This window comes from Rhizobiales bacterium NRL2 (assembly GCA_001664005.1).
In the GTDB taxonomy this organism is placed as follows: domain Bacteria; phylum Pseudomonadota; class Alphaproteobacteria; order Minwuiales; family Minwuiaceae; genus Minwuia.
In genome coordinates, this window is the sequence record CP016093.1 from 2,161,658 (window position 1) to 2,183,829 (window position 22,172).

Genomic DNA, 22,172 nt, shown 5'->3' on the forward strand with positions numbered 1-22,172 from the left:
CACAACACCCGGTAGTTGTCAATCTTGTTACAGGCCGCGAATTGTGCACTGCCAAACTGAATCTGCTCTTAACAGCGCCGCTTGCAAGGCGTTGCGTGACGCATGCGCGGTATGTCGATGCCCTCTGTTGCAGCGCGGAATGACGCGCCCGTGAGTGGTGCCGGCGCCGGAACCGGCTACCATTGCGTCGGTCCCATTCGTGAACGGAGCTCATGACATGCTTGCTCGCAGAACCGTGTTGAAAGGCGCCGCGTCCCTGCCGCTGGCCGCCATCCTCGCCGATCCTCTCCTGTCGCGCGCCGCTGCGGCGACGCTCAGCGAAACCGCGTTGACCACGCATGACGGCCGCACCGTCGCCGGGTTCGTCGCCATGCCGGAGCAGACTCCGGCGCCGGCGATGCTGCTGATCCACGAATGGTGGGGCCTGAACGACCAGATCAAGGCCATGGCCGGGGAGTTCGCGAAGATGGGCTATGTCGCCGTCGCCGCCGATCTCTACGACGGCAAGGTGGCGACCGATCCGGGGAACGCGCGCGCCTACATGCAGCAGGTCGATGCCGCGCAGGCGACCGACACGCTGGCCAGCTGGATCGACTGGATGAAGGCTCATGAATCCGTCAACGGGAAGGTGGGCACGGTCGGATGGTGCTTCGGCGGCGGCTGGTCGCTGAACGCCTCCATCGCCCGGCCGGTGGACGCGACGGTGGTCTACTACGGGAATGTCGCCCGCGAGGCCGAGGCGCTGAAGCAACTCAGGGGGCCGGTGCTGGGGCACTTCGCCGAGCACGACGAGTGGATCAACCACGACATGGTGAGAAAGTTCGAGGCCGAGATGGCTCTCGCCGGGAAGGAGGTCACCAGCTACTGGTACGACGCTCAGCACGGCTTCGCGAACCCCACCACGGCCCGCTACGACGCACAGGACGCGATGCTTGCCTGGGCCCGGACCCAGGATTTCCTGCTCGCCAATCTCGGCTAGAGCTTCGCGATGAAGCTGTTCCAGTATCCGTCCGCCTTCGGCCTGACCAGCCCCAGCCCGTTCTGCGTCAAGGCCGAGGTTCTTCTGCGCATGGCCGGCCTCGAATATCAGGATGTCCGCGTCAACGATCCGCGCAAGGGGCCGAAGGGCAAGCTGCCGACGATCGAGGTGGATGGCCGGATGATCGGTGATTCCGAGCTCATCCGCCACGAGATCGAGAAGCGGACCGGGTTCGACTTCGACGCCGGTCTCGATGAGCGCGAGCGGGCCGTGGCTCACGCTTTCGCGCGCATGGTGGAGGAGCGGCTCTACTGGGTCATCGTCTACAGCCGCTGGATGGATGACGACGCGTTCCGCCGCATCCGGAAGAGTTTCTTCGCCGGGTTGCCGCCCGTGATCCGGTCGATCGTGCCGGTCGTGGCGCGTCGTCAGGTCCGCGGCTACCTGCACGGCCAGGGCCTCGGTCGGCACAGCCGCGCGGAGGTCATGGAATTCGGCGCGCGCGACGTGGCTGCGCTGGCCAGCCAGCTCGGCGGGCGCGATTTCATGATGGGCGAGCGCCCGACCTCCCTGGACGCAACGGCCTGGGCGCATCTGCAGAACATCGCCGTGCCTGAGCACGAATCCAGTCCGCTCCGTCAGGCGGTGCGGGAGAACGAGCGGCTGATGGCCTATGTCGAACGTGGCCGGGCACTGTGGTTCCCGGAGACCGGGCCGGACGGCTGAGTGCGGCCAAACGGCACTGTCCGAACGAAAAAGGGCTCCGGCACGCCGGAGCCCTTTGAAATCGTTCCGTCGCCGGTCCGGATCAGGTGGCGGCTTCCTCCACCGCCTCCGCGTCGGTTTCCGCCGGCAGGGTCAGGTCGGCCGCCGCGCCGCGCTCGGCGCGGGCCTTCTTGATCTCCCGCTTCAGCCGCCGGGCGTGCAGCGACAGGTCCGCGTCGGACTGCTTCAGGATATAGTTGTCGATGCCCTCGTTGTGCTCGACCGAGCGCAGGGCATGGGTCGAGATCTTGAGGGTGACGGTCCGGCCCAGCGCGTCGGAGCCGAGCTTCACGCGCCGCACGCTCGGCAGGAAGCGCCGTTTGGTCTTGATGTTGGAGTGGCTGACATTGTGGCCGGACATCACGCCCTTGCCGGTCAGCTCGCACCGCCGAGCCATGTCTAGTCTCCCGTTCTGATCGAAATAAAGGGACGGTCGCCCGTCCCGCAATACCGAGCGGCGGTGTTTAGCGAAGCCGCCGCGGGCGGTCAAGTCTCCGAATGGCCGAGGAACAGCGCGCGCAGCGCGTCCGCGGCCGCGCCGGGCGTCGCTTCGCCGCTCATCACCCGCGCTTCCCAGTCCGGCAGGGCCGCCGCCACGCGCCGGTCGCGTGTCAGCGCGTACACCAGCCCGTCCGTCAGCTCCTGCCACATCCAGGCCTTGGCCTGTTCGGCCCGCTGCTGTTCGAGTGCGCCGGCTTCCGTCATTGCCTCGCGGTATTTCGTGATGTCGCGCCAGATTTCGTCGATGCCCTCGCCCTTCAGCGCGGAGGCCAGCCGCACCCTGGCGCGCCAGTGCGGCGTCTTGGGACGGATCAGGCCGAGCGCGCCGCGGTATTCCGTCGCCGCCCGTTTGGCAGCGGCCAGCAGATCGCCGTCGGCCTTGTTGATGACGATCAGGTCGGCCAGTTCCATGACGCCGCGCTTGATGCCCTGCAATTCGTCGCCGCCGCCCGGCGAGAGCAGCAGCATGAACAGGTCGACCATCTCGGCCACGGTGGTTTCGGACTGGCCGACGCCGACGGTTTCCACCAGCACGACGTCATAGCCGGCGGCCTCGACCAGAAGCATGGTCTCGCGGGTGCGCCGAGCCACGCCGCCCAGCGTGCCGCCAGAGGGCGAGGGCCGGATGAAGGCGTTCGGGTCGCGTGCCAGATGCTCCATTCGCGTCTTGTCGCCCAGGATGGAGCCGCCTGTGCGTTTCGACGACGGATCGACGGCCAGAACGGCGACCCGGTGGCCGGCGGCGGTCAGATGCTGGCCGAAGGCTTCGATGAAGGTCGACTTGCCGACCCCCGGCGTGCCGGAAATGCCCAGCCGGACGGCGCCGCCGGCCCGGCCGACCAGCTTCTCCAGAAGCTCCTGCGCCTGCGTGCGGTGATCGGCCCGGCTCGATTCGACCAGCGTGATGGCGCGGGCCAGGGCGCGGCGATTGCCGTCGGCGATGCGGTCGGCCATCTGCTCCAGATCGGGGGCGCTCATGACTTCGCTCCGGCGAAGGGCAGGGGCGCGGCCGTCTCGTCCAGCGGCCAGCGGGCGCGCGGCGCAGTTGCCAGCGGATCGGTGAGACCGAGGCGGAACCGCTCCACGCCCGCCCAGGCGACCATGGCGCCATTGTCGGTGCAGAGCTTCGGCGGCGGCGCCTTCATCTCGATGTCGCCGACGCGCGCCGTCTCCCGCAAGCGACCCCGCAGATACCGGTTCGCGGCGACGCCGCCGGCCAGCACGAAGGCGTTCGGCGCCACACCCTGCTCGCGGCAGCGGCCGAGCGCCCGCCCGACACGATCGGCCAGCACGTCGCCGATGGCAGCCTGGAAGCTGGCGCAGAGATCGGCCAGATCCTGCGGCGCGGGGCGGGGGCCCAGCTTCTCCGCCGTCTGGCGGACAGCCGTCTTCAGTCCGGAGAAGGAAAAATCCAGTTCGGGCCTCCCCATCATCGGCCGGGGCAGGCCGAAGCGCGCCGGATCGCCTTCTGCCGCGCAGCGCTCCACAGCCGGACCGCCGGGGAAGCCCAGGCCCAGCAGCTTGGCGGTCTTGTCGAAGGCCTCGCCCACAGCGTCGTCGATGGTCGCGCCCAGCCGGCGGTAGTGGCCGACGCCCTCGACCAGCAGGATCTGGCAATGCCCGCCGGACACCAGCAGCAGAAGATAGGGAAATCCCACCGGATCGGTCATGCGCACGGTGAGCGCGTGGGCTTCCAGATGATTGACCGCGATCAGCGGCTTGTTGGCGGCCAGCGCCATGGCCTTGGCGGTGGTGAAGCCGACGATGACGCCGCCGATCAACCCAGGTCCGGCCGTCGCTGCGATGGCGTCGACGCCGGCCAGCCCCATCCCGGCCTCGGACAGTGCGGCGGCGATCACGCCGTCCAGCTTCTCGACATGGGCGCGGGCGGCGATTTCCGGTACCACGCCGGCGAAGGGCGCGTGCTCATCGATCTGGGAGAAGACCACGTTGGACAGGATCGTTCCGTCGTCGCGCACCACGGCGGCGGCGGTCTCGTCGCAGCTTGTCTCGATGCCCAGTATCGTTGTCACCTGACGGCCCTTGACGCTGGCAATAGCGGAAGCGGGGAGGTAACACCGCCAACCATGAACGGACAAGCAAGTATGAAGATCGGTACCCGCGGCAGCCCGTTGGCGCTGTGGCAGGCCAACGAGGTCAAGCGGCGTCTCCATCAGGCGCATCCGGATCTGCCGGACGAGGCGGTGGAGGTGGTCGTCATCACCACCACCGGCGACCGCATCCGCGACCGGGCGCTCGCGTCCATCGGCGGCAAGGGCCTGTTCACCAAGGAGATCGAGGAGGCGCTCGCCGCCGGCGAGATCGACATGGCGGTGCATTCCATGAAGGACATGCCGACAGTCCTGCCGGACGGCATGGAGATCTGCTGCCTGCTGCCGCGCGAGGATCCCCGCGATGCCTTCATCTGCAATGTGGCCGAGGGTATCGCCGGTCTGCCTCACGGCGCGGTCGTGGGCACCGCGAGCCTCCGCCGCCAGGCGCAGGTGCTTCACCGCCGCCCGGACCTGAAGGTGATCACCTTCCGCGGCAATGTGGCGACCCGGCTGGAGAAGCTGGACCGGGGCGAGGTCGCCGCGACGTTCCTCGCCAATGCCGGGCTGATCCGGCTGCAGCGGACCGAGCGCATCACCGCCCTCATCGAGCCCGAAGAGATGCTGCCAGCGGTCGCCCAGGGCGCAGTCGGCGTCGAGATCCGCAGCGATGACGAAGCGACGCGGGCGCGGCTGGCCGCGCTGCACGATAGCGAGACCGAGTACGCGGTGACCGCCGAACGCGCCATGCTCGCCGCGCTGGACGGCTCCTGCCGCACCCCCATTGCCGGGCTCGGCCTGCGTCAGGCGGATGGCGAACTCTGGCTGCGCGCCGAAATCGTCATGCCGGACGGCAGCGACCGCCGGGCGACCGAGCGGCGCGGGCCCGTGTCCGACGCCTTTTGCATGGGCGACGACGCCGGAAAGCAACTGAAACGGGACGCCGGGCCGGCCTTTCTCGCGGAGATCTTTTGAGAATCCTTCTCACCCGGCCGCGCCTCGACGCGGTGGATACGGCCCGGGCGCTCGAGGCCCGCGGCCACCAGGTTCTGATCGAGCCGGTGCTCGATATCGTGCTGGAGGCGCCGGAGGGGCTGGACCTGCAGGACGTGCAGGCCCTGCTGGCCACCAGCCGCAATGGCGTCCGGGCCCTTGCGGCGGCCACCTCGCGTCGCGACCTACCACTCATGGCAGTGGGACGGAGCACGGCGGCGCTGGCGCGCGAATGCGGCTTTCCAGACGTGCGGGATGCCGACGGGGATGTCGATGACCTCACCCGCCTCGCAGTGGCCGAACTGGATCCCGCCGCGGGTCCGCTCCTGCACGCCGCAGGCGCCGAAACCGCCGGCGATCTCAAGGGGACGCTGGCGGAATCGGGGTTCCAGGTTCGGCGGGAAGTGCTGTACCGCGCGGTGGCGAACGACCGGATTTCCGCGGATGCGGCGGCGGCGCTGACCGCCCGGCGGATTGACGCGGTGCTGTTTTTCTCCCCGCGGTCGGCGGAAGCCTTTGCTAGGGTGCTGGACAATATGGGACTGACCTCGGCGGCGGAGAGTCTTGTGGCCTTCTGCATCAGCCCCCGTGCGGCGGAGATGGCGCGGCGGCTGCCCTATCGGGAGGTTGTATCCGCCCCCCGCCCGAATCAGGATGCCTTGCTGTCCTGCGTGGACGGTCACGCCGCCAGCGAACGACACAGGTGAGTAGATGACCAGCGACGACAAGAAGAAGTCCGATCAGGGCTCCGAAGCCGCGGCGGACGGACCCGCCGGATCCGACAAGCAGACCGGGACCGAGACGGCGGCCGGCGCTGGCCGGGAAACTCCGGCCGAGGTCCGGGCCGCCGGCATGGAAGGCGCAGCCGTCTCCGTGCCCGACAGCGAACAGCGTGACGAGGACGCGGCGAAGACGGCGGCCGACGAGGAGCCCGCCGCCGATCGGTCGGAGGAAACGGAGACCGTGGTGGCGCCGCCGCCACGCTCGGACGGCCTGGCCCGGATTCTGGCCGTTCTGGCCCTCATCGGCGTCGGCGGCGTCTACGCGCTGACGCATGTCCAGCAGGTCCCGAGCGGCAGCGCCCAGCGCCTCGCCCAGCTGGAACAGCGGGTCACGGAACTGGCCGAGGCCGGCCCGGCGGCGCCGGAACAGGCGCCTGATCCGCGGGTTGCCACACTGCAGTCCGATCTCGCCGTCTTGCAGGAGCGCGTGACCGGTCTCGCCGGTGAACTCGAGGCGGCGCAGGCGGCAGGGGCGTCGGAGGATGCAGCGCAGCCCGCCGCCGAACTGGCCGCGCGGCTCGGCGCACTGGAGGACCGGCTCGGCGAACTGGGAACGCTGGAGGAGCGTCTGTCGGCGCTGGAAGACCGTCCGGCCGGCCCCGAGAGCCAGGGTCAGCCGCTTTCGGTCACCGTCGGCGACGGCGGCGGCCAGCAGGTGCGCGAACAGGTGGCGGCGCTGGAGACCCGGCTGGACGATCTGAACACCGAGCTGGCTGCGCTGCAGGCGCGCCAGGACGAGTTGCGCAACAGTCAGGCGGGACTTTCCGAAGACCTCGACAGCCGCATCCAGGCGGTCCGGTCGGACCTGACCGGCGCGCTGGAGCGGGAGACAGGCGACGTCATGGCGCGCCTGAACGACATTGCGGCGCAGGCCGAGGCGGCCGGCGAGGCCCGACAGGGCGAACTGGCACGCAATGCGGCCCTGGTGCTCGCCATGGGCCGCCTGCGCGACGCCGCCGCCGGCGAGCGTCCGTTCCCCGGTGCATGGGAAAGCGTCACGGCGCTGGGCGTCGACCCGGCGGCCTATCCGGCGGTCGCCGAGGCGGCTGCGGGCGGTGTGCCTGCGCAGTCCAGCCTGCAGGAGCGGTTCCCGGATGTGGCCAGCCGCGCCGTCGTCGCCGCCACCACGGGCGAGGACGACAGCCTGATCGGCGGCGCGCTCCGGCGCGTCGGCAACGTGGTCCGGGTGCGCCGTACGGGCGAACTGGAAGGGGACAGCGTCGAGGCCGTGGTCGCCCGCGCCGAGGCCCGGGTCCGCGAAGGCGACCTGCGCGCCGCGGTCACGGAACTTGAGGCGCTCGACGGCGAGGCCGCCGAGGCCGTGGCCCTCTGGAAAGCCGAGGCGGAGCGGCGGATCGCCCTGGAAGCGGCGATCGACGGCCTGCAGACGGCGGTCTATCAGAACCTCTCGAAGGACGGCTGATCCATGATCCGCCTGATCCTTCTGTTCCTCGTCGTCGTCGCTCTGGCGGCAGTGGCCGCGTGGCTGGCCGACAATCCCGGCCGCGTTTCGATGCAATGGGGCGGCTGGCAGATCGATACTTCGGTCCCGGTGATCGTCGGCGCGCTGGCGATCCTGATCGGCGTCATCCTGCTGATCTACCGCCTGATCGGCTGGCTGCTCGCCGGACCGGGGCGTATCCGCGGCTTCCTGCGCGGCAACCGCAGCGAGAAGGGCTACCGGGCGCTGACCGAGGGCATGGCCGCGATCGCCTCCGGCGACTGGCGGCGCGCCACGAAATCCGCCGAACAGGCCGACCGCTATCTCGCCAATCCGCCCATGGCGCTGCTGCTGAAGGCGCAGGCGGCGCAGCTCGCCGGCGACGACCGGCAGGCCGAATCCCATTTCCGGGCCATGCTGGAAACGCCGGAAACCGAGCTTGTTGCCCTGCGCGGGCTGCTGATCCAGGCCGGGCGCGCCGGCGATCACGACCGCGCACTGGAGCTTGCCGCCCGCGCTCACCGGCTCAGGCCCGACGCCGGCTGGGCCGTGCGGGCGCTGTTCGATCTGCAGTCCGCCGCCCGCGACTGGCGCGGGGCTCAGGTCACGCTCGCCGACGGCGTGCGCACGGCGGTCTACGAGAAGGAGGCCGCACGGCGTCTGCACGCGGTGATCGATACCGCCCTGGCGATGGAGAAGGAGGAGGCTGGCGATCTGAAATCCGCGCTCTCCTACGCCCAGAACGCCCTGAAGGAGGATCCGAATCACGTGCCTGCCGTGGTCGTCGAGGGCCGCCTCCAGGCCGCCGCCGGCCGGGAACGCCGGGCCACGCGCCATCTGGGGGAGGGCTGGTCCAGGCTGCAGCACCCCGATATCGCCCGGGCGATCATGGATCTTCACCCGGATGAGGATGCGGAAGCGCGGCTGAAACGGTTCGAGAAGATCACCGCCGCGGACGTGGACCACGCCGAGACCCAGCTCACCCTGGGACGTCTGGCGCTGGACGCCGACCGGGTCGACCTCGCACGCGACTACGCCTACGCGGCGCTGGACCGGGCGCCGGTGGTCGACCAGCGCTTCTGCCGTCTGATGGTGGATGTCGCCGAACGCAGCGAAGGCGGCGCGGAGAAGGCGCGCGAATGGCTGGGCCGGCTGGCCGACGCCCCGCCGCCCGGCCGCTGGCAATGCAGCGCCTGCAACGCCATCGCCCCCGCCTGGAAGCCGCTCTGCCCGTCCTGCGGTCATTTCGACGGGTTGGAATGGCGCGCCGCCGAGCCGCTGCGGGACGCGGTGCTTCTGGTGGAACGCGAGCACGAACCGACGAAGATCGAAGCCGAGATCGAGGAAGCCGTGACGGAGGAAGATGCCCCGCCCACGCGAAACCGGGGTTCCGGCGGCTGACTCCTTGGCATAGTCTGCGCGCCGTCATCCATTCAGGGGAGGAAATCGAGATGATCGGAGTGGTTGCCACCATCAAGACGAAGCCGGGCGCCGGCGCGGATTTCGAGGCCACCGCCAAACGGCTGGTCGAGGCGGTCAACGCCAACGAGCCGGGCTGCCTGTTCTATCGCCTGTTCCGTACCGAGAACGAGAACGAGTACAGGTTCCTCGAGGCCTACAAGGACATGGACGCCGTGCAGGCGCACCGCGCCTCCGACCATTTCCGCACCATCGGCAAGGAGATGGGCGCGTTCATGGACGGCCCGCCGGACGTCACCCGCATGGAAGGCGCCGAGTAGGACGAAGACACTTGCGCGGTCTCGTCTGCCGCGACTGGCGGCCCTTCGAGGAACTCGAACTCGCCGACGACCTGCCCGAGCCGGAGCCCCGGCCCGATCAGGTCGTCATCGGCGTGCGCGCCGTCGGCATGTCCTTCGCCACCAACCTGGTGGTCTCGGGCCGCTATCAGCGCAAGCCGCCGCGGCCCTTCACGCCGGGTACGGAAGTGGCCGGGGAGATCGTCGCCGTCGGCGACGCAGTCGAGGGTCTTGCGCCGGGCGACCGGGTGATGTCCTTCGTCGACTGGGGCGGCATGGCCGAGCGCGTCGCCATCTGGGGCGGGCAGGTCTACCGCATGCCCGACGACATGGACTTTCCCGAAGCCATACCGCTGCTCTCGTCCTACGGCACCTCCTGGGGCGCGCTGCATCTGCGCGCCCGCCTGGAGCCCGGCGAGCGGGTGCTGGTGCACGGGGCGGGGGGCGGCGTCGGCCTGGCCGCGGTGGAACTGGCGAAGGCGCATGGCGCCACCGTCATCGCCCGGGCCGGGACGGCGGAGAAGCGGGACTGGCTGAAGGCCCGTGGCGCCGACCATGTGCTCGACAGCCGTACGGAGAACTTCAAGGACGAGGTGCTGGCGCTGACGGACGGGCAGGGCGTCGACGTGGTCTACGACCCGATCGGCGGACAGGTCTTCCACCAGTCGCTCAGGGCGCTGGACCGGGGCGGGCGGGTGCTCACCATCGGCTACGCTGGCGGCGAGATCCCGGAGATCGGCGTCAACCTGCTGCTGGTGAAGGACATCTCGGTGATGGGCTTCAACTGGGGCACCTACTGGGGCTGGAGCCCGAACGACGAGCGGGTGCGGTTCTCGCCCGTGCGGCAGCGGGCGATGGACAGCCTGAAGGCACTCTGGGCCGAGGGTGCGATCCGCCCGCACGTCCACGCCGCCTGGCCGCTGGAGAGCTTCCGGGAAGCCTGGGCCGAGGTGCGTGACCGCAAGGCGCTCGGGCGCGTGGTGCTGACGCCCTGAACAAGCCCGTACGGGCGGGGCAACCTGCCCCTTGCCCGGGAGGCCGCGCCGGGCTATAGACGCGGCCCTGTCGGCACGAAAGGCCGGCCCGGCGCCGTCGTAGCTCAGCTGGTAGAGCAACTGATTCGTAATCAGTAGGTCGGTGGTTCGAGTCCACTCGACGGCACCATTCAACTTCCTGAAAATAAATAATTTTCCAAACATATCCACGGCGAAATGGCCCGGTTTTCGCCGCTTTCATCGCCTGACCGCCGAAAATGCGGGGGGATCACGACCGGGACCTTCGAGCCGAAGGAAGCTCGCCGAAAGTCCTCGCCACCGCCTCGTCTGCGTCCAGGATCACGCGAACCTGCGTGCCGCGGCCGGGTGCAGAGCCGAGGACGACCTGATGTCCCAACAGATCCGCCAGCCGGCGGACGACGGTCAGTCCGAGTCCCAGCCCCTGCGGACGCTCACCTTCCTGCGGCGCCTGCATGAAGGGCTCGAATACAGCCTGACGCATTGCCGCTGGAATACCGCGACCGTCGTCCTCGACGTAGAGAGCCAGGCATCCGTTCTCGATCCCGGCGCGCACCACAGCGTTCCCGTTCGGCGCGTGGACGGCGACGTTCTGCAACAAATGGTGCAGCATCCGGCCCAGCAGTGCGCCATCCGTGAAGGCATGCACCTCGGGCAAATCGGTGTGCAGCGCCACGCCATGATCCGCCAGTGCCGGACCGATTTCGTCCATCACCTGTGCGACCACTGCGGCAAGCGGCGTCGAGACGATTTCCGGTTCGATGGCGCCCGTTTCCAGCTTCGACATGTCGAACAGAACGTCGAACATGTAGCCCAATTCGCGCGCCGAGCACTCGATGTTGCGGCCGATCTCCCTGCACATCTCCATGGGCGAGGCCGATAGCGAACTGGCGAAAAGCTGCATCGCCTGCAATGGCTGGCGCAGGTCATGGCCGGCCGCGGCCAGGAGACGTGACTCGTTGAACTGCTTGTACATGCCTTCTTTCACGCTGCTTTGCCGATCCTTGAACGCCGCCGCCTGACATGGACGGACCGGTGAACCGCGCCCCGGCCGGCAGCGTACGAAGCGCGCGTCAGCGCGACCGGAGCGCTGCGTATTCTGGCAAAGAGTCTTCGCCTCGTCGCCTCTGAAACTGGATATATGCCCTCATGCAAACTGTCGTCCGTTGCCCGCAAGCCAATTCACCGAAAACGACCGCCGGTCCGTTGACGAGTTGCAAGGATCCGCCTTCGAGACGGAAGACAATCGAAGAGCAAAACCTTTGGTGGACAGGGTTAACGACCTGTTCATCCAAGTATAAAATCATCATCATGGATATCTGGAAGCTCGGAATGAGCAGGACCAAGCCGAGGGCTGCAGGGGGCAATCTATGTCTGCGATGATGCCGCGCCCTGCCGGGGCCGGGGCCGGCCAAAGAACCCACAGGATGAGACTGGTCGTCGCCGACGACCATGAGATGGTGCGTCTGGGGCTGACATTGCGGCTCTCCCAGGCCTATCCGGACGCCGAGATCGTGGAGGCCGACTGCTATCGCTGCCTGGAGAGCGTGTATTCCGAAGGCGGGCCGCCCGACCTGGTGATCACTGACCTGAAGATGCCGGACGGCGAGTGGCGCAGGGAACTGCAGATGCTGCGCGCCCGCTGCCCCCAGACAAGAGTCCTTGTCTTTTCGGCGCTGGAGAACGCGCAGATCGTGCGGATCATCCTGCCCGATCTCGCGGACGGTTTCATTCCGAAGAGCGCCGACGGCCACACTCTGATGGCCGCCATCCGCCTCGTGCTCGACGGTGGTGTCTACGTGCCGCTGACTGCGCTGGAGTCCATGCACGAGGAGAGCGGGACGGGCGGCCCGGCGACGGCAGTGTCTCCGGCTCTGCCGCTCACGCCCAGGCAGGTCGACGTGCTGCGCATGATCGCGCTGGGCAAGGCCAACAAGCAGATTGCCTACGAACTCGGCCTGTCCGTCGGCACGGTCAAGATTCACGTCTCCAACATCCTTGACGCCCTCGGCGCCACCAACCGCACCGAGGCCATCGCCATCGCCCGCGACCGGTACGGTTTGGGAAGCGAACCCGGGACATAGACGTCATGCCCGACCGGCGCACTTCCCTAGGCCGATGGGCATAGGCGCAAGTCCGGTGTTCCGATAGGTCCTCTGGCAAATTTTCAGCGCAAGAGGGGCGGGACATCCTTCGACATGGAAAATCAGGTCGAAGGAACCCGTCATGCTGAACATGATCTACCGCCGCGGCGCGAAGGGCGGCGCCGGCCGTCCGCCGGCTGATCCGGAGGCAGCCGAGGACTACGAAACGATCAGGGTCGAACGCGACCGGTACCGACAGATGCTCGATGCCCTGCCGCTGAACGTGATGATGTGCGAGCCGGAGAACTTCACGGTCACCTACGCCAGCAGGACCAGTCTGGAAACTCTCCGTCGGCTGGAGCATCTGATCTCCATCAAGGCCGACGAGCTTGTGGGCGCGTCCATCGATGTCTTCCACAAGAACCCCGAGCATCAGCGGCGTATCCTGAAGGATCCTGCGAACCTGCCATGGCAGGCGCGCATTCGCCTGGGCGACGAGCATCTCGATCTGAAGGTGTCGGCGATCCGGGACGCGGACGGCGGCTATGCGGGCCCGATGCTCTCGTGGTCCGTCATCACCGACCAGGTGGAAATGGCGAACCGCGTGAAGGAGGTCGTGGACATCGTGGCCTCCGCCGCCACGGAGCTGGATTCGACTGCGACCGGACTGTCCGATGCGGCGAACAGCTCCTCGGAGCGCTGCTCCGTGGTCGCCGCGTCATCCCAGCAGGCGTCAATGAACGTTCACACTGTTGCCTCGGCCACGGAGGAACTGGCGGCTTCCATCGCCGAGATCACCGGCCAGGTGGCCGAGTCCGCGAAGATCGCCACGATGGCCGTCGAGGAAGCGGAACAGACCGGCTCGGTCATGGCGAAACTGGCGGAAACCGCCAGCAAGATCGGCGAGATCGTCGAACTGATCAACAACATCGCCGCGCAGACGAATCTCCTGGCGCTCAACGCCACGATCGAGGCCGCCCGCGCCGGCGAGGCCGGCAAGGGCTTTGCCGTCGTTGCCAACGAGGTCAAGCAGCTCGCCGGCCAGACCGCCAGCGCCACCGAACAGATCACCAGGCAGATCGAGGCCATCCAGTCCGGTTCAGAGGGGGCGGTGAAGTCGCTGGACGACGTTTCCGGCACCATCCGGAAGATGTCGGAGATTTCGAACTCGGTCTCGGTGGGCATGGAACAGCAGCGCACGGCGACCGACGACATTGCACGCAACGTCCAGGAAGCAGCGACGGGTACCGAGGATGTCACGAAGAACATCGAGACGGTCTCTCAGGCCACGCTCTCCACGGAAGAATCAGCCCGGCAGGTCCTCGACGCCGCCGGCGAACTCGCGCGCAATGCGGAACGGCTCCGCAGCGAGATCGACAGCTTCCTCGGCAGGAAGGATTGAGCATGGGAAATGCCGAGCATCACCGGACGGCGGCAGCCGCGCGTCCGGAAGCGCCAGTGCGACAAGTTTGCTGCCCGAATGCACACACCCGCTGCGTAGTATAAAGCGTGTCGTTGATTGCTTTTTTCCAGTGTGTCCCGTTCACCAGCCATATCCTCCTTCCCCACCGGCCGAAAGACGCCGGTCCTCGGCCGTCGCTGCCAGGTGCGGAAACGCATGAGTTGGGCGAAGCAGGGGAGAGGCGGCTTCTCGACGTCGTTGCTGACCGAACTGCCCGCGATCGTCGTGGTGCTGAAGGCGGACGGCCGTATCGACTACATCAACCCCTTTCTGGAGCGCTTGTCGGGGTTGGAGCTTGATGAAGTCCGCGGCCGCGACTGGTTCGACACATTCGTGCCGTCCCGAGAGCGCAACAGGGTCCGCGCGCTCTTCCGTCAGGGTTGGGAAGGCAGGGAACCCACCCGCGGCAACGTCAACCCCATACTGACTGCGGACGGCCATGAACGGATGATCGAGTGGTCCGACACCACTCTGCCCGAGGGAAATGAGGGTGAGCGGGTTCTGATGGCGATCGGCGTCGATGTCACGGCCCGGGAGGCGGACCGGGCGATGAGCGCGGCGGAGTTGAAGCGTTTCAAGGGGCTGCTGGACAGCCTGGCTTCCTATGTCGGGCTGTTCGATCTGAAGGGCACGGTGGTCGAGGCGAACCGCCTGCCGCTCGAAGTTTCAGGCCTCGAACGCGAGGACGTGATCGGGAAGCCGTTCTGGGAGACCTGGTGGTGGTCCTGGTCGCCGGGGGCGATGAAGCAGTTGCGGAACGCTCTGGCGCAGGCGGCAACCGGCATGACGGTACGCGACGAATTCCTGACGCGGCTGCGCGAGAACGAGTTCACGACCCTTGAGATCGTCTTCGCGCCCTATCGCGACGAGCACGATCGCATCGTCGGTGTCGTGGGCTCCGGTGTCGACGTGTCCGAGCGTATCCGCACCCGCCGGGAACTGGAAGAAAGCGAGATGCGCTTCCGCAGCCTCGTCGAAAATGCTCAGGACACCTTCTTCCGAATGTCGGTCCCCTCCGGACGGTTTACCTATGTAAGCCCCTCTGCGGCGCAAACCCTCGGCTACGATCCCGATGACTTCATCGAAGATCCGGAGTTGATTCCGCGGATCATCCATCCGGACTCGGTGGACTATTTCCAACGCGAATGGGCCAACATCCGCGCCGGGAAGGTTGCGCCGCGGCTCAGTTACCGCATTGTCGATCCTGTCGGCGGCGTGCGCTGGATCGAGCAGTCAAGCACGGCGGTTCCGGGAAAGGACGGCGAAATCGTCGCTCTGGAAGGCATCCTGCGCGACGTCTCGGAGCAACACCTGATCCAGGACGCACTTCGCTACAACGAGCGGCGCTTCCGTGATCTCGCCGAACAATCCTCTGACTGGCTGTGGGAGCTGGATTCGGATCTCCGGGTCAGCTTCGTCGCCACAGGTCGCACCGAGATTTCGAGCATCGATGCAAGCGATGCGCTGGGGATGCCCTACAGCAGGCTGCAACCGACCGGCATGTCGGAAACCCGGAAGGCCGAATGGGACGCCATTCATGACAGGATCAAGGCGCAGGAAGCCTATCGGGACATGCCGCTGACCATCTGCGATCCAGCCGGCGTAATCCGCCACCTTCTGTGCAACGGGCGTCCGATCTTCGACGCCGCCGGCAATTTCAACGGCTATCGCGGCGCGGCGAACGACATCACGGATCGCGTCGAAAGTGAACGCGCGGTCGCGGTCAGCGAGAAGCGCTTCCGCGGTCTCGTGGAGAGCGGCACGATGGGAATCCTCGTTTACGGTCTCGACCACCGTCCGCTCTATGCCAGCCCGCAGGCTGCCGCGATGCTCGGCTACAGGTCGGCTGACGATGTCCTGGAACTGGCGAGTCTCGACGCGATCCTTGACGATACTGAAGTCGAACGTGTGGCGGCGCTGCGTCGGCGGCGAATGAAAGGACAAAGGAACCCGCCGGTTCAGGAGTTTCTCGGCCGGCGTAAGGACGGCTCGCCCGTCTGGCTGCTGAGCCAGGCCGCCGACATCGATTGGGACGGTCAGCGGGCGATCATGTCGACCGTCGTCGACATCACGCCCCAGAAACTCGCTGAGCGCGCGCATGCGCGCAGCGAGGATCGCCTGACCCAGGCCCAGCGCATCGCACGTGTGGGCTCCTGGGAGTACGATCATGCGCGGTCGAGATGGCTCTGGTCCGATGAGCTCAAGCACATCTTCGGCTTCCCGCGGGACACGAAGCTCAACGAGGTTGAAGCGTTCGCACGCGCAGTCCATCCCGAGGACAAGAAGCAGGTCTTCGGCAGCTTCACCCGCGCGATCGAGACGGCGGCGCCGTTCGAGACCCGGCACCGGATCGTGCTGCCCTGCGGTGGCGTCCGCTGGATCAGCGCCCAGGGCGAAACCCTGTTCGACGACAGCGGCGCTCCGCTCCTGACGCGCGGCACCATGCAGGACATCACGGAATCGAAGGAGGCGGCGATCGCGGTCGAGGAACTGGCCGACAGGCTGCGCGAGGCCCAGCGGATCGGCCGGCTGGGCTCCTGGGAACTGGATATTCCCAGCGGCCAGCTGAGCTGGTCGGAAGAGAATTACCGCATCCGCGAGGTCGAGCCCGGGACGACCCCGCCGACCTACGAAGAGTTCCTGAAGACGGTCCATCCGGACGACCGGCAGCGCGTACGCGACCTCTACGAGACCTCTGTCCGGCAACGGCAGCCCTACGCGGCCGTGCACCGCCTGGTGATGCCGGACGGGCGCGTCAAATGGGTGCAGCAGCGGGCCGAAACCCTTTATGGCGAGAACGGCGAACCCCTGAAATCCCGCGGCACGGTGCAGGACATAACCGAACAGCATCAGGCCGAGGAAGCGGTGCGGGAACTGGTCGACAGGCTCAACGAAGCGCAGCGCATCGCCCGGCTGGGTTCGTGGGTTTTGGACATCCGCACCAATAGGCTCGCCTGGTCGGACGAGATTTTCCGGATATTCGAAGCCGACCCGGCCGAGACGGAGGTCAGTTACGAGAGCTTCCTCTCCTATCTCCACCCCGAAGACCGGGACATGGTCCACCAAGCCTACTGGGACGCAGTCGAGCAGGGTAAGCCCTACCACCTCGTGCACCGCATCCTGCTGTCCGACGGTCGCGTCAAGTGGGTCGAGGAGCGCGGTGAAACCGTCTACGGCAAGGACGGGGCACCGCAACTGACGCGTGGCACGGTGCAGGACGTCACCGAGCTGCGCAAGGCCCAGGCTGAACTCGAATCCTCCCTTCACGAGAAGGAAGTCCTGCTTCGGGAGATCCATCACCGGGTCAAGAACAACCTCCAGATCATTTCCAGCCTGCTCTATTTTCAGGGTCAGGGACTGACCGATGCGAAAAGCGTCGCCGGTCTGCAGGACATCCGCAATCGGTTGAACGCGATGGTTCTGGTCCATGAGCGCCTCTATCGCTCATCCGACCTGGCGGAGGTCGATTTCGCAGAGTACGCGACCTCGCTCACCGCCGAGCTGGCGCGTGTGTACCGCAGCCGCAACCCCGACATTTCATTGCATGTCGGCGGCGATGCCGTTCTGCTGCCGATCGAGATCGCCCTGCCGCTCGGCATGGTGGTGACGGAACTCGTCTCCAATGCGTTCAAGTACGCCTTCCCCGGCGGTCGGGCGGGCCGCATATCCGTCACCTTCGACAGTGGGGACGGAACCGGCGAGATGGTCGTCTCCGACGACGGCGTCGGCCTGCCCGAGGGCCTCGACCCGGCGCAGAGCGAGTCCTTCGGCTGGCGTGTTGTCCATGCTCTCGTCGAGCAGATCGACGGGGTGCTGACGACGAGCGCGGGCACCGGCGTCCACGTCACTGTCACCTTCCCGCTGAAGGAGTGCCGGCGTTGAGCAGGACCAGCGGCCGCATCTTCGTCGTCGAGGACGAGGCGCTGATCTCCATGGAGATCCAGGATCGCCTGCAGCGGCTGGGCTACGACGTGGTCGGCGCCGCCCGAAAGGGCGAGGAAGCGCTGGCGATGATCCCGGCGGCGGAACCGGACGTGGTGCTGATGGACATCTCGCTGGCCGGCGAGATGTCGGGCGTGGATGTGGCGCTGGAGTTGCGGCGCACCTCGGGCACGCCTGTCGTCTTTCTCAGCGCCTATTCCGACGACGCCCTGGTGCGCCGGGCGATGGAGACCGAGCCCTTCGGCTACCTGGTCAAGCCCTTCGAGGAACGCGAGGTTCACGCAACCATTGCGACAGCGCTGCGCAAGGCTCGCCTGCAACGGGAGCTGCACCAGTCGCGCGACCGACTGCTGGACCGCTCCTTCACGCCGATCATCCGCACCCTGCCCGATGGCAGGTTCCTTTCGGCAAATCCCGCCGCGTGCCGGTTCCACGGCTATGACAGTGAACAGGAATTGCTTGATGCCGTGGGCGATATCGGCGCCGAAATCTATGTCAACGCCGATGACCGCCTGCGCGTCGTGGAGCAGGTCATGTCAACGGGGCAGGTCGAGGGCTTCGAATGCGAGGTCTACCGCCATCGCGGACGTGAGCGCCGCTGGGCACGTCAGAACATCTGGTCGGTGCGTGATGAGGACGGGGAATTCCTGTTCATCGAGGGTTACTGGGAGGACATCACCGAGGAACGGCGCGCGGACGAGCTGCTGCGCGAGAGCGAGGCGCGCTTTCAGGCGCAGTTCCGCCACACGCCGCATCCGGTCTACGTCTTCCGGTTCGACGGCGGCGAAGGCGCCCTGATCGATTACAACGAAGCGGCGCTGGAGGCGACGGAGGGCGGCGTCTCCTCGCTGGTCGGTCTGTCGCCGGAGCGGGTCTTCGCCGACCGGCCGGACCTGACCCAGGAAGTGCTGGCCTGTCTGCGCACGGGCGAGGCGAAGCGTCGCGAGTGCGACTACCGCCCGCGCCGGAAAGCCGGGCTGCGCCGCATCGAGTTCACCTTCTCATATGCGCCGCCGAATCTTGTCCTGGTCCACACGATCGACATCACCGAGCGCCGGGAAGCCGAGCGGATGATGCGCGACATGAATGCGGAACTGGAGCGGCGCGTGGAGCGGCGTACGGCGCAGCTTGTCGAAAGCGAGCGGTTCAGCCGCGGCATTCTCGATTCCATCGGCGCGAATGTCGCGGTGCTGGACGAGAACGGCCGCATCGTCAGTTCCAACGCTGCCTGGCGTGATTTCGGCAGCAGCCGCGGACTGACGGCGCCGACACACGATCGGAACTACCTGGAAATATGCGATCAAGCCGCCAGCGCCGATGGCGACGATGCGGTCTATGCGCGGGCCGCCGCCCAGGGCATCAGGGAGGTTATCCGCGGCGCACGTGAAACGTTCTCCCTGGAGTATCCCTGCGCCGCGCCGGAAGGCACATTCTGGTTTCTCTGCCGGGTCAGCCGGTTCACCTCGGACGGCCCGTTGCGCGTCGTCATCACCCATGACGACGTCACGGAAGTGCGACGCGCTCGAGAGGAGGCCGCCGAGAAGGACCGCCTGTTCGCCTCGCTGGTAGAGGTGGCGCCTGTCGGCGTCTTCCGTACGGACGTGGAAGGCAACTGCCAGGTTACCAATGCGCTCTGGCAGGCGCTTACGGGTCTGACTGAAGAGGAGTCGAACGGGCGTGGCTGGCTGGCCGGCGTTCATCCGGACGACCGCACCCGAATCGATGCTGCCTGGCAGAGCGCCATCGAGACAGGCGGGGGTTTCCAGGAGGAATATCGCTACTGCCGGCTTGACGGCGGGACCACCTGGGTCATCGGGCAGGCTGTCCCGATCCGCAACGGGGGACCGGGGCCGGCGGGGTTCATTGGCGCGGTCACCGACATCTCCGCGCGCAAACGGACCGAAGAGGTGATGGAAACCCTGTCGGTCGATCTGGCCCGGCTGACTGGCGCCGAGTATCCGCGCGCCGCCGCGCAGCGCCTTGCCGAGCTGCTGGGTGCGGACGCCGCCACTGTCGCCAGGGTCACCGGCCGAGATCGGACGAAAATCCGTACCGTAGCCATGGTGCGCGACGGAATGGCCGAGCCGGACGCGGTTTTCGCCACCCGCGGTACGCCCTGCGCCGAACTGCTTTCGGGAGAGGCCGGGGACGTCCTGCTGATCGAGGACGGGCTCGCGGAGCGCTATCCGGACTTCGCGGTAGCTCGGGAACTCGGCATGCGTTCCTATGCAGCCGCGGCTCTGGTGAACGAAAGGGGAGAAACCTTCGGCAACATCTTCGTCATGTTCCGAACGCCGCTGACCGACACCGCATTCACGGTCTCGGCGCTGAAGCTGTTCGCCGTGGCCGTGGGCGCCCAGATGACCCAGGAAAGCAACGCCCGAAAGTACAGGGATCTGTTCGAGTTCGCGCCCGACGCGCTGGTCATGGTGGAGGGCAACGGCCACGTCGCCTATGCGAACCGCCACGCCGAAGTATTGTTCGGCTGGCGGCGCAGCGAGATGATCGGGCAACCCGTCGAGATGCTGGTGCCGCCGGAATACCGCGAAATCCACGACGGGTATCGCCGGAACTTCTCCCTGGAACCGGGCAACCGGCGCATGGCCGCGGAACGTCCGGGTCTGGCGGCGGTCCGGAAGGACGGCTCCATCTTTCCTGTCGAGATCAACCTGGCCCCGATCGGCACCGACGATGAAGCGCTGACTGCGGCTGCCGTGCGCGACGTCACCGAGCGGCGGCGGATGGAGAGCGAACTGGCCCAGTCCACCAAGATCGAGGCCATCGGCAATCTGAGTGGCGGGATCGCTCACGACTACAACAACTACCTTGCCGTCATCATCGGCAATCTCGACCTGATCGCGGAATCCGGCGAGCTTGGTCCGGAATCGGAGACTCTGGTGAGCACGGCGCTGGATGCGGCCGAGCGTGGCGCGGAACTCAGCCGGAGCCTGCTCGCCTTTTCACGCCGCCAGCCGCTGCAGCCGGTCCCGACCGACATCAACGCCCGGGTAGAGGCCGTGGTGAAGCTGATCCGGCGGATGCTGGGTGAGGCGATCACGGTTTCGGTGCATCTGGAAAGCGGCCTGCCGCAGGTGCGCATCGACCCGGCGCAACTGGACAGTTCCATTGTCAATCTGGCGACCAACGCGCGCGACGCCATGGGTGGCAGCGGCACGCTGGCCATCACGACCCGGCGTCTGCAAGTCCCCACTGGCGCTCCGGCCAGGGGTCCCAGGCCAGGCGAGTATGTAGAGATCGGGGTCACCGACACCGGCCCTGGCATCCCCGAGGATATCCGGGAAAAGGTCTTCGAACCCTTCTTCACTACCAAGCCTCCGGGGCAGGGCACGGGTCTGGGGCTCAGCATGGTCTATGGCTTCGTGCGCCAGTCGGGCGGCCAGGTGGACCTGCTGGACCGGCCCGGGGGCGGCGCCGATGTGCGCATCCTGTTGCCGGCGCTGTCGCAGCAGGTCGCCTTCCCTGAACAGGCCGGAGGGGCGCCCGCCGACGGGCCTGCCAGCAGCGGGGAGCGCATTCTGGTCGTGGAGGACAACGCCAATCTCCGCCGCGCGGTCACGGCGTCGATCTCTTCCCTCGGCTACCGCGTCAGCGAGAGTCCGAATGCCGACGCGGCTCTGGACATGCTGGAAGCCGACCCGTCGGGATTCGATCTGGTCTTCTCCGACGTGATCATGCCCGGGCGGATGGACGGATTCGCTCTCGCAAACCTGATCCACCACCGCTTTCCCGCGGTCCGCGTGCTGCTGACGTCCGGCTATCCGGGGCACGTGGTGGAGGTCAATGGCGATGGCCCCATCCGCTCCCGCATCCTTGCCAAGCCCTATCGCAAGGAGCAGCTGGCGCGCGCCCTCCGCGAGGCCGTCGAAGGAAGGTGCGGGAATGGCTGAACCATCCCCGGAGTTCCGCCGTAGGCCCCGCATGTGTCTGGCGTTCGTATCGTTTTCCGCGTTGGGAAGCAGGAGCATTTGATGACGAAGAAACTTCTTCTGATCGACGACGATCCCGGGATCGGGCATTTCGTCCGGAAGGTCGCGGAGGATCTCGGCTACGAGGTTCACACGCAAACCGAGGCGGCCGGGTTTCTGCGCTGCTTCGATCAGCACCGGCCCGACGTCATCATGCTCGATCTGACCATGCCGGAAACCGACGGGGTGGAGCTGCTGCAGGCGCTGGCGCAGCGACAGTGCAAGTCCGGCATCTTCATATTCAGCGGCTATGACGCCCGAATCTGCCAGATGGCCTTCCAGATCGGCCAGATCGCCAATCTCGACATGCGCGAGATCATTCCCAAGCCGGTGCGCGCCGCGAAGCTGAGGAATATCCTTTCGGCGGTCTGAAACAGCCGCTGACCTGCTCCGCTTCGAGTCCTCGATGTAGCGCT

Annotated in this window: 17 protein-coding genes and 1 tRNA gene; 14 read left to right on the forward strand and 4 right to left on the reverse strand. The window is 67.1% G+C overall.

Annotation, left to right across the window (positions count from 1 at the left end; translation table 11 throughout):
* Positions 1-217 precede the first annotated feature (217 nt).
* Positions 218-979 carry a dienelactone hydrolase gene (locus TEF_10050; GenBank protein ANK81098.1) on the forward strand — a complete coding sequence of 254 codons (762 nt, stop codon included), beginning with the start codon at positions 218-220 and terminating at the stop codon, positions 977-979.
* 9 nt (positions 980-988) lie between these two features.
* Positions 989-1,705 carry a hypothetical protein gene (locus TEF_10055; GenBank protein ID ANK81099.1) on the forward strand — a complete coding sequence of 239 codons (717 nt, stop codon included), beginning with the start codon at positions 989-991 and terminating at the stop codon, positions 1,703-1,705.
* An 82-nt stretch (positions 1,706-1,787) separates the two neighbouring features.
* On the opposite strand, the gene TEF_10060 is transcribed toward TEF_10055, so the two are convergent.
* From TEF_10060 to TEF_10070, 3 genes are all read right to left on the reverse strand, one after another.
* On the reverse strand, positions 1,788-2,141 hold the full coding sequence (locus TEF_10060) for a 50S ribosomal protein L28 (GenBank protein ANK81100.1): 354 nt from the start codon (positions 2,139-2,141) through the stop codon (positions 1,788-1,790).
* Positions 2,142-2,230: 89 nt separating this feature from the next.
* The gene (locus tag TEF_10065) at positions 2,231-3,223 is read right to left on the reverse strand and encodes an ATPase/protein kinase (GenBank protein ANK81101.1); all 993 of its coding nucleotides are present in this window, start codon (positions 3,221-3,223) and stop codon (positions 2,231-2,233) included.
* A complete protein-coding gene (locus TEF_10070) occupies positions 3,220-4,278 on the reverse strand; it encodes a tRNA N6-adenosine(37)-threonylcarbamoyltransferase complex transferase subunit TsaD (GenBank protein ID ANK81102.1) in 1,059 nt (352 codons plus the stop codon). The genes TEF_10065 and TEF_10070 overlap by 4 nt, the downstream gene beginning before the upstream one ends.
* Before the next feature lie 54 nt (positions 4,279-4,332).
* On the opposite strand from TEF_10070, the gene TEF_10075 reads away from it, so the two are divergent.
* The 7 genes from TEF_10075 to TEF_10105 all read left to right on the forward strand — a co-directional run bounded on the left by TEF_10075 (position 4,333) and on the right by TEF_10105 (position 10,433).
* On the forward strand, positions 4,333-5,271 hold the full coding sequence (locus TEF_10075) for a hydroxymethylbilane synthase (protein ID ANK81103.1): 939 nt from the start codon (positions 4,333-4,335) through the stop codon (positions 5,269-5,271).
* Positions 5,268-5,996, forward strand: coding sequence for a hypothetical protein (locus TEF_10080; GenBank protein ANK81104.1), 729 nt, complete (start codon positions 5,268-5,270; stop codon positions 5,994-5,996). The genes TEF_10075 and TEF_10080 overlap by 4 nt, the downstream gene beginning before the upstream one ends.
* Positions 5,997-6,000: 4 nt before the next feature.
* Entirely contained in the window at positions 6,001-7,494 is a 1,494-nt protein-coding gene (locus tag TEF_10085) for a hypothetical protein (protein ANK81105.1), read from the forward strand.
* Positions 7,495-7,497: 3 nt separating this feature from the next.
* On the forward strand, positions 7,498-8,913 hold the full coding sequence (locus TEF_10090) for a hypothetical protein (GenBank protein ID ANK81106.1): 1,416 nt from the start codon (positions 7,498-7,500) through the stop codon (positions 8,911-8,913).
* A 50-nt stretch (positions 8,914-8,963) separates the two neighbouring features.
* A complete protein-coding gene (locus TEF_10095; protein ANK81107.1) occupies positions 8,964-9,251 on the forward strand; it encodes an antibiotic biosynthesis monooxygenase in 288 nt (95 codons plus the stop codon).
* 11 nt (positions 9,252-9,262) lie between these two features.
* The gene (locus TEF_10100) at positions 9,263-10,264 is read left to right on the forward strand and encodes a hypothetical protein (GenBank protein ID ANK81108.1); all 1,002 of its coding nucleotides are present in this window, start codon (positions 9,263-9,265) and stop codon (positions 10,262-10,264) included.
* 93 nt (positions 10,265-10,357) lie between these two features.
* A tRNA-Thr gene (locus TEF_10105) sits at positions 10,358-10,433 on the forward strand.
* Positions 10,434-10,532: 99 nt separating this feature from the next.
* On the opposite strand, the gene TEF_10110 is transcribed toward TEF_10105, so the two are convergent.
* Positions 10,533-11,258: a hypothetical protein gene (locus TEF_10110; GenBank protein ID ANK81109.1), complete on the reverse strand. Its 726-nt coding sequence runs from the start codon at positions 11,256-11,258 to the stop codon at positions 10,533-10,535.
* 451 nt (positions 11,259-11,709) lie between these two features.
* Here TEF_10110 and TEF_10115 point away from each other — a divergent pair, with 451 nt between their 5' ends.
* The 5 genes from TEF_10115 to TEF_10135 all read left to right on the forward strand — a co-directional run bounded on the left by TEF_10115 (position 11,710) and on the right by TEF_10135 (position 22,128).
* Positions 11,710-12,366 carry a hypothetical protein gene (locus TEF_10115; protein ID ANK81110.1) on the forward strand — a complete coding sequence of 219 codons (657 nt, stop codon included), beginning with the start codon at positions 11,710-11,712 and terminating at the stop codon, positions 12,364-12,366.
* Between the two features lie 151 nt (positions 12,367-12,517).
* Positions 12,518-13,768: a hypothetical protein gene (locus TEF_10120; protein ANK83407.1), complete on the forward strand. Its 1,251-nt coding sequence runs from the start codon at positions 12,518-12,520 to the stop codon at positions 13,766-13,768.
* Positions 13,769-14,026: 258 nt separating this feature from the next.
* The gene (locus tag TEF_10125) at positions 14,027-17,710 is read left to right on the forward strand and encodes a hypothetical protein (GenBank protein ID ANK81111.1); all 3,684 of its coding nucleotides are present in this window, start codon (positions 14,027-14,029) and stop codon (positions 17,708-17,710) included.
* Positions 17,707-21,678 carry a hypothetical protein gene (locus TEF_10130; protein ANK81112.1) on the forward strand — a complete coding sequence of 1,324 codons (3,972 nt, stop codon included), beginning with the start codon at positions 17,707-17,709 and terminating at the stop codon, positions 21,676-21,678. The genes TEF_10125 and TEF_10130 overlap by 4 nt, the downstream gene beginning before the upstream one ends.
* An 81-nt stretch (positions 21,679-21,759) precedes the next feature.
* Positions 21,760-22,128 carry a hypothetical protein gene (locus TEF_10135; protein ID ANK81113.1) on the forward strand — a complete coding sequence of 123 codons (369 nt, stop codon included), beginning with the start codon at positions 21,760-21,762 and terminating at the stop codon, positions 22,126-22,128.
* Positions 22,129-22,172: the final 44 nt, after the last annotated feature.

Excerpts from the sequence above, each read along its gene's own strand:
- TEF_10050 (ANK81098.1), top strand. The coding sequence starts at position 218 with ATGCTTGCTCGCAGAACCGTGTTGAAAGGCGCCGCGTCCCTGCCGCTG.
- TEF_10055 (ANK81099.1), top strand. The coding sequence starts at position 989 with ATGAAGCTGTTCCAGTATCCGTCCGCCTTCGGCCTGACCAGCCCCAGC.
- TEF_10060 (ANK81100.1), bottom strand. The coding sequence starts at position 2,141 with ATGGCTCGGCGGTGCGAGCTGACCGGCAAGGGCGTGATGTCCGGCCAC.
- TEF_10065 (ANK81101.1), bottom strand. The coding sequence starts at position 3,223 with ATGAGCGCCCCCGATCTGGAGCAGATGGCCGACCGCATCGCCGACGGC.
- TEF_10075 (ANK81103.1), top strand. The coding sequence starts at position 4,333 with ATGAACGGACAAGCAAGTATGAAGATCGGTACCCGCGGCAGCCCGTTG.
- TEF_10085 (ANK81105.1), top strand. The coding sequence starts at position 6,001 with ATGACCAGCGACGACAAGAAGAAGTCCGATCAGGGCTCCGAAGCCGCG.
- TEF_10090 (ANK81106.1), top strand. The coding sequence starts at position 7,498 with ATGATCCGCCTGATCCTTCTGTTCCTCGTCGTCGTCGCTCTGGCGGCA.
- TEF_10095 (ANK81107.1), top strand. The coding sequence starts at position 8,964 with ATGATCGGAGTGGTTGCCACCATCAAGACGAAGCCGGGCGCCGGCGCG.
- TEF_10110 (ANK81109.1), bottom strand. The coding sequence starts at position 11,258 with ATGTACAAGCAGTTCAACGAGTCACGTCTCCTGGCCGCGGCCGGCCAT.
- TEF_10115 (ANK81110.1), top strand. The coding sequence starts at position 11,710 with ATGAGACTGGTCGTCGCCGACGACCATGAGATGGTGCGTCTGGGGCTG.
- TEF_10120 (ANK83407.1), top strand. The coding sequence starts at position 12,518 with ATGATCTACCGCCGCGGCGCGAAGGGCGGCGCCGGCCGTCCGCCGGCT.
- TEF_10135 (ANK81113.1), top strand. The coding sequence starts at position 21,760 with ATGACGAAGAAACTTCTTCTGATCGACGACGATCCCGGGATCGGGCAT.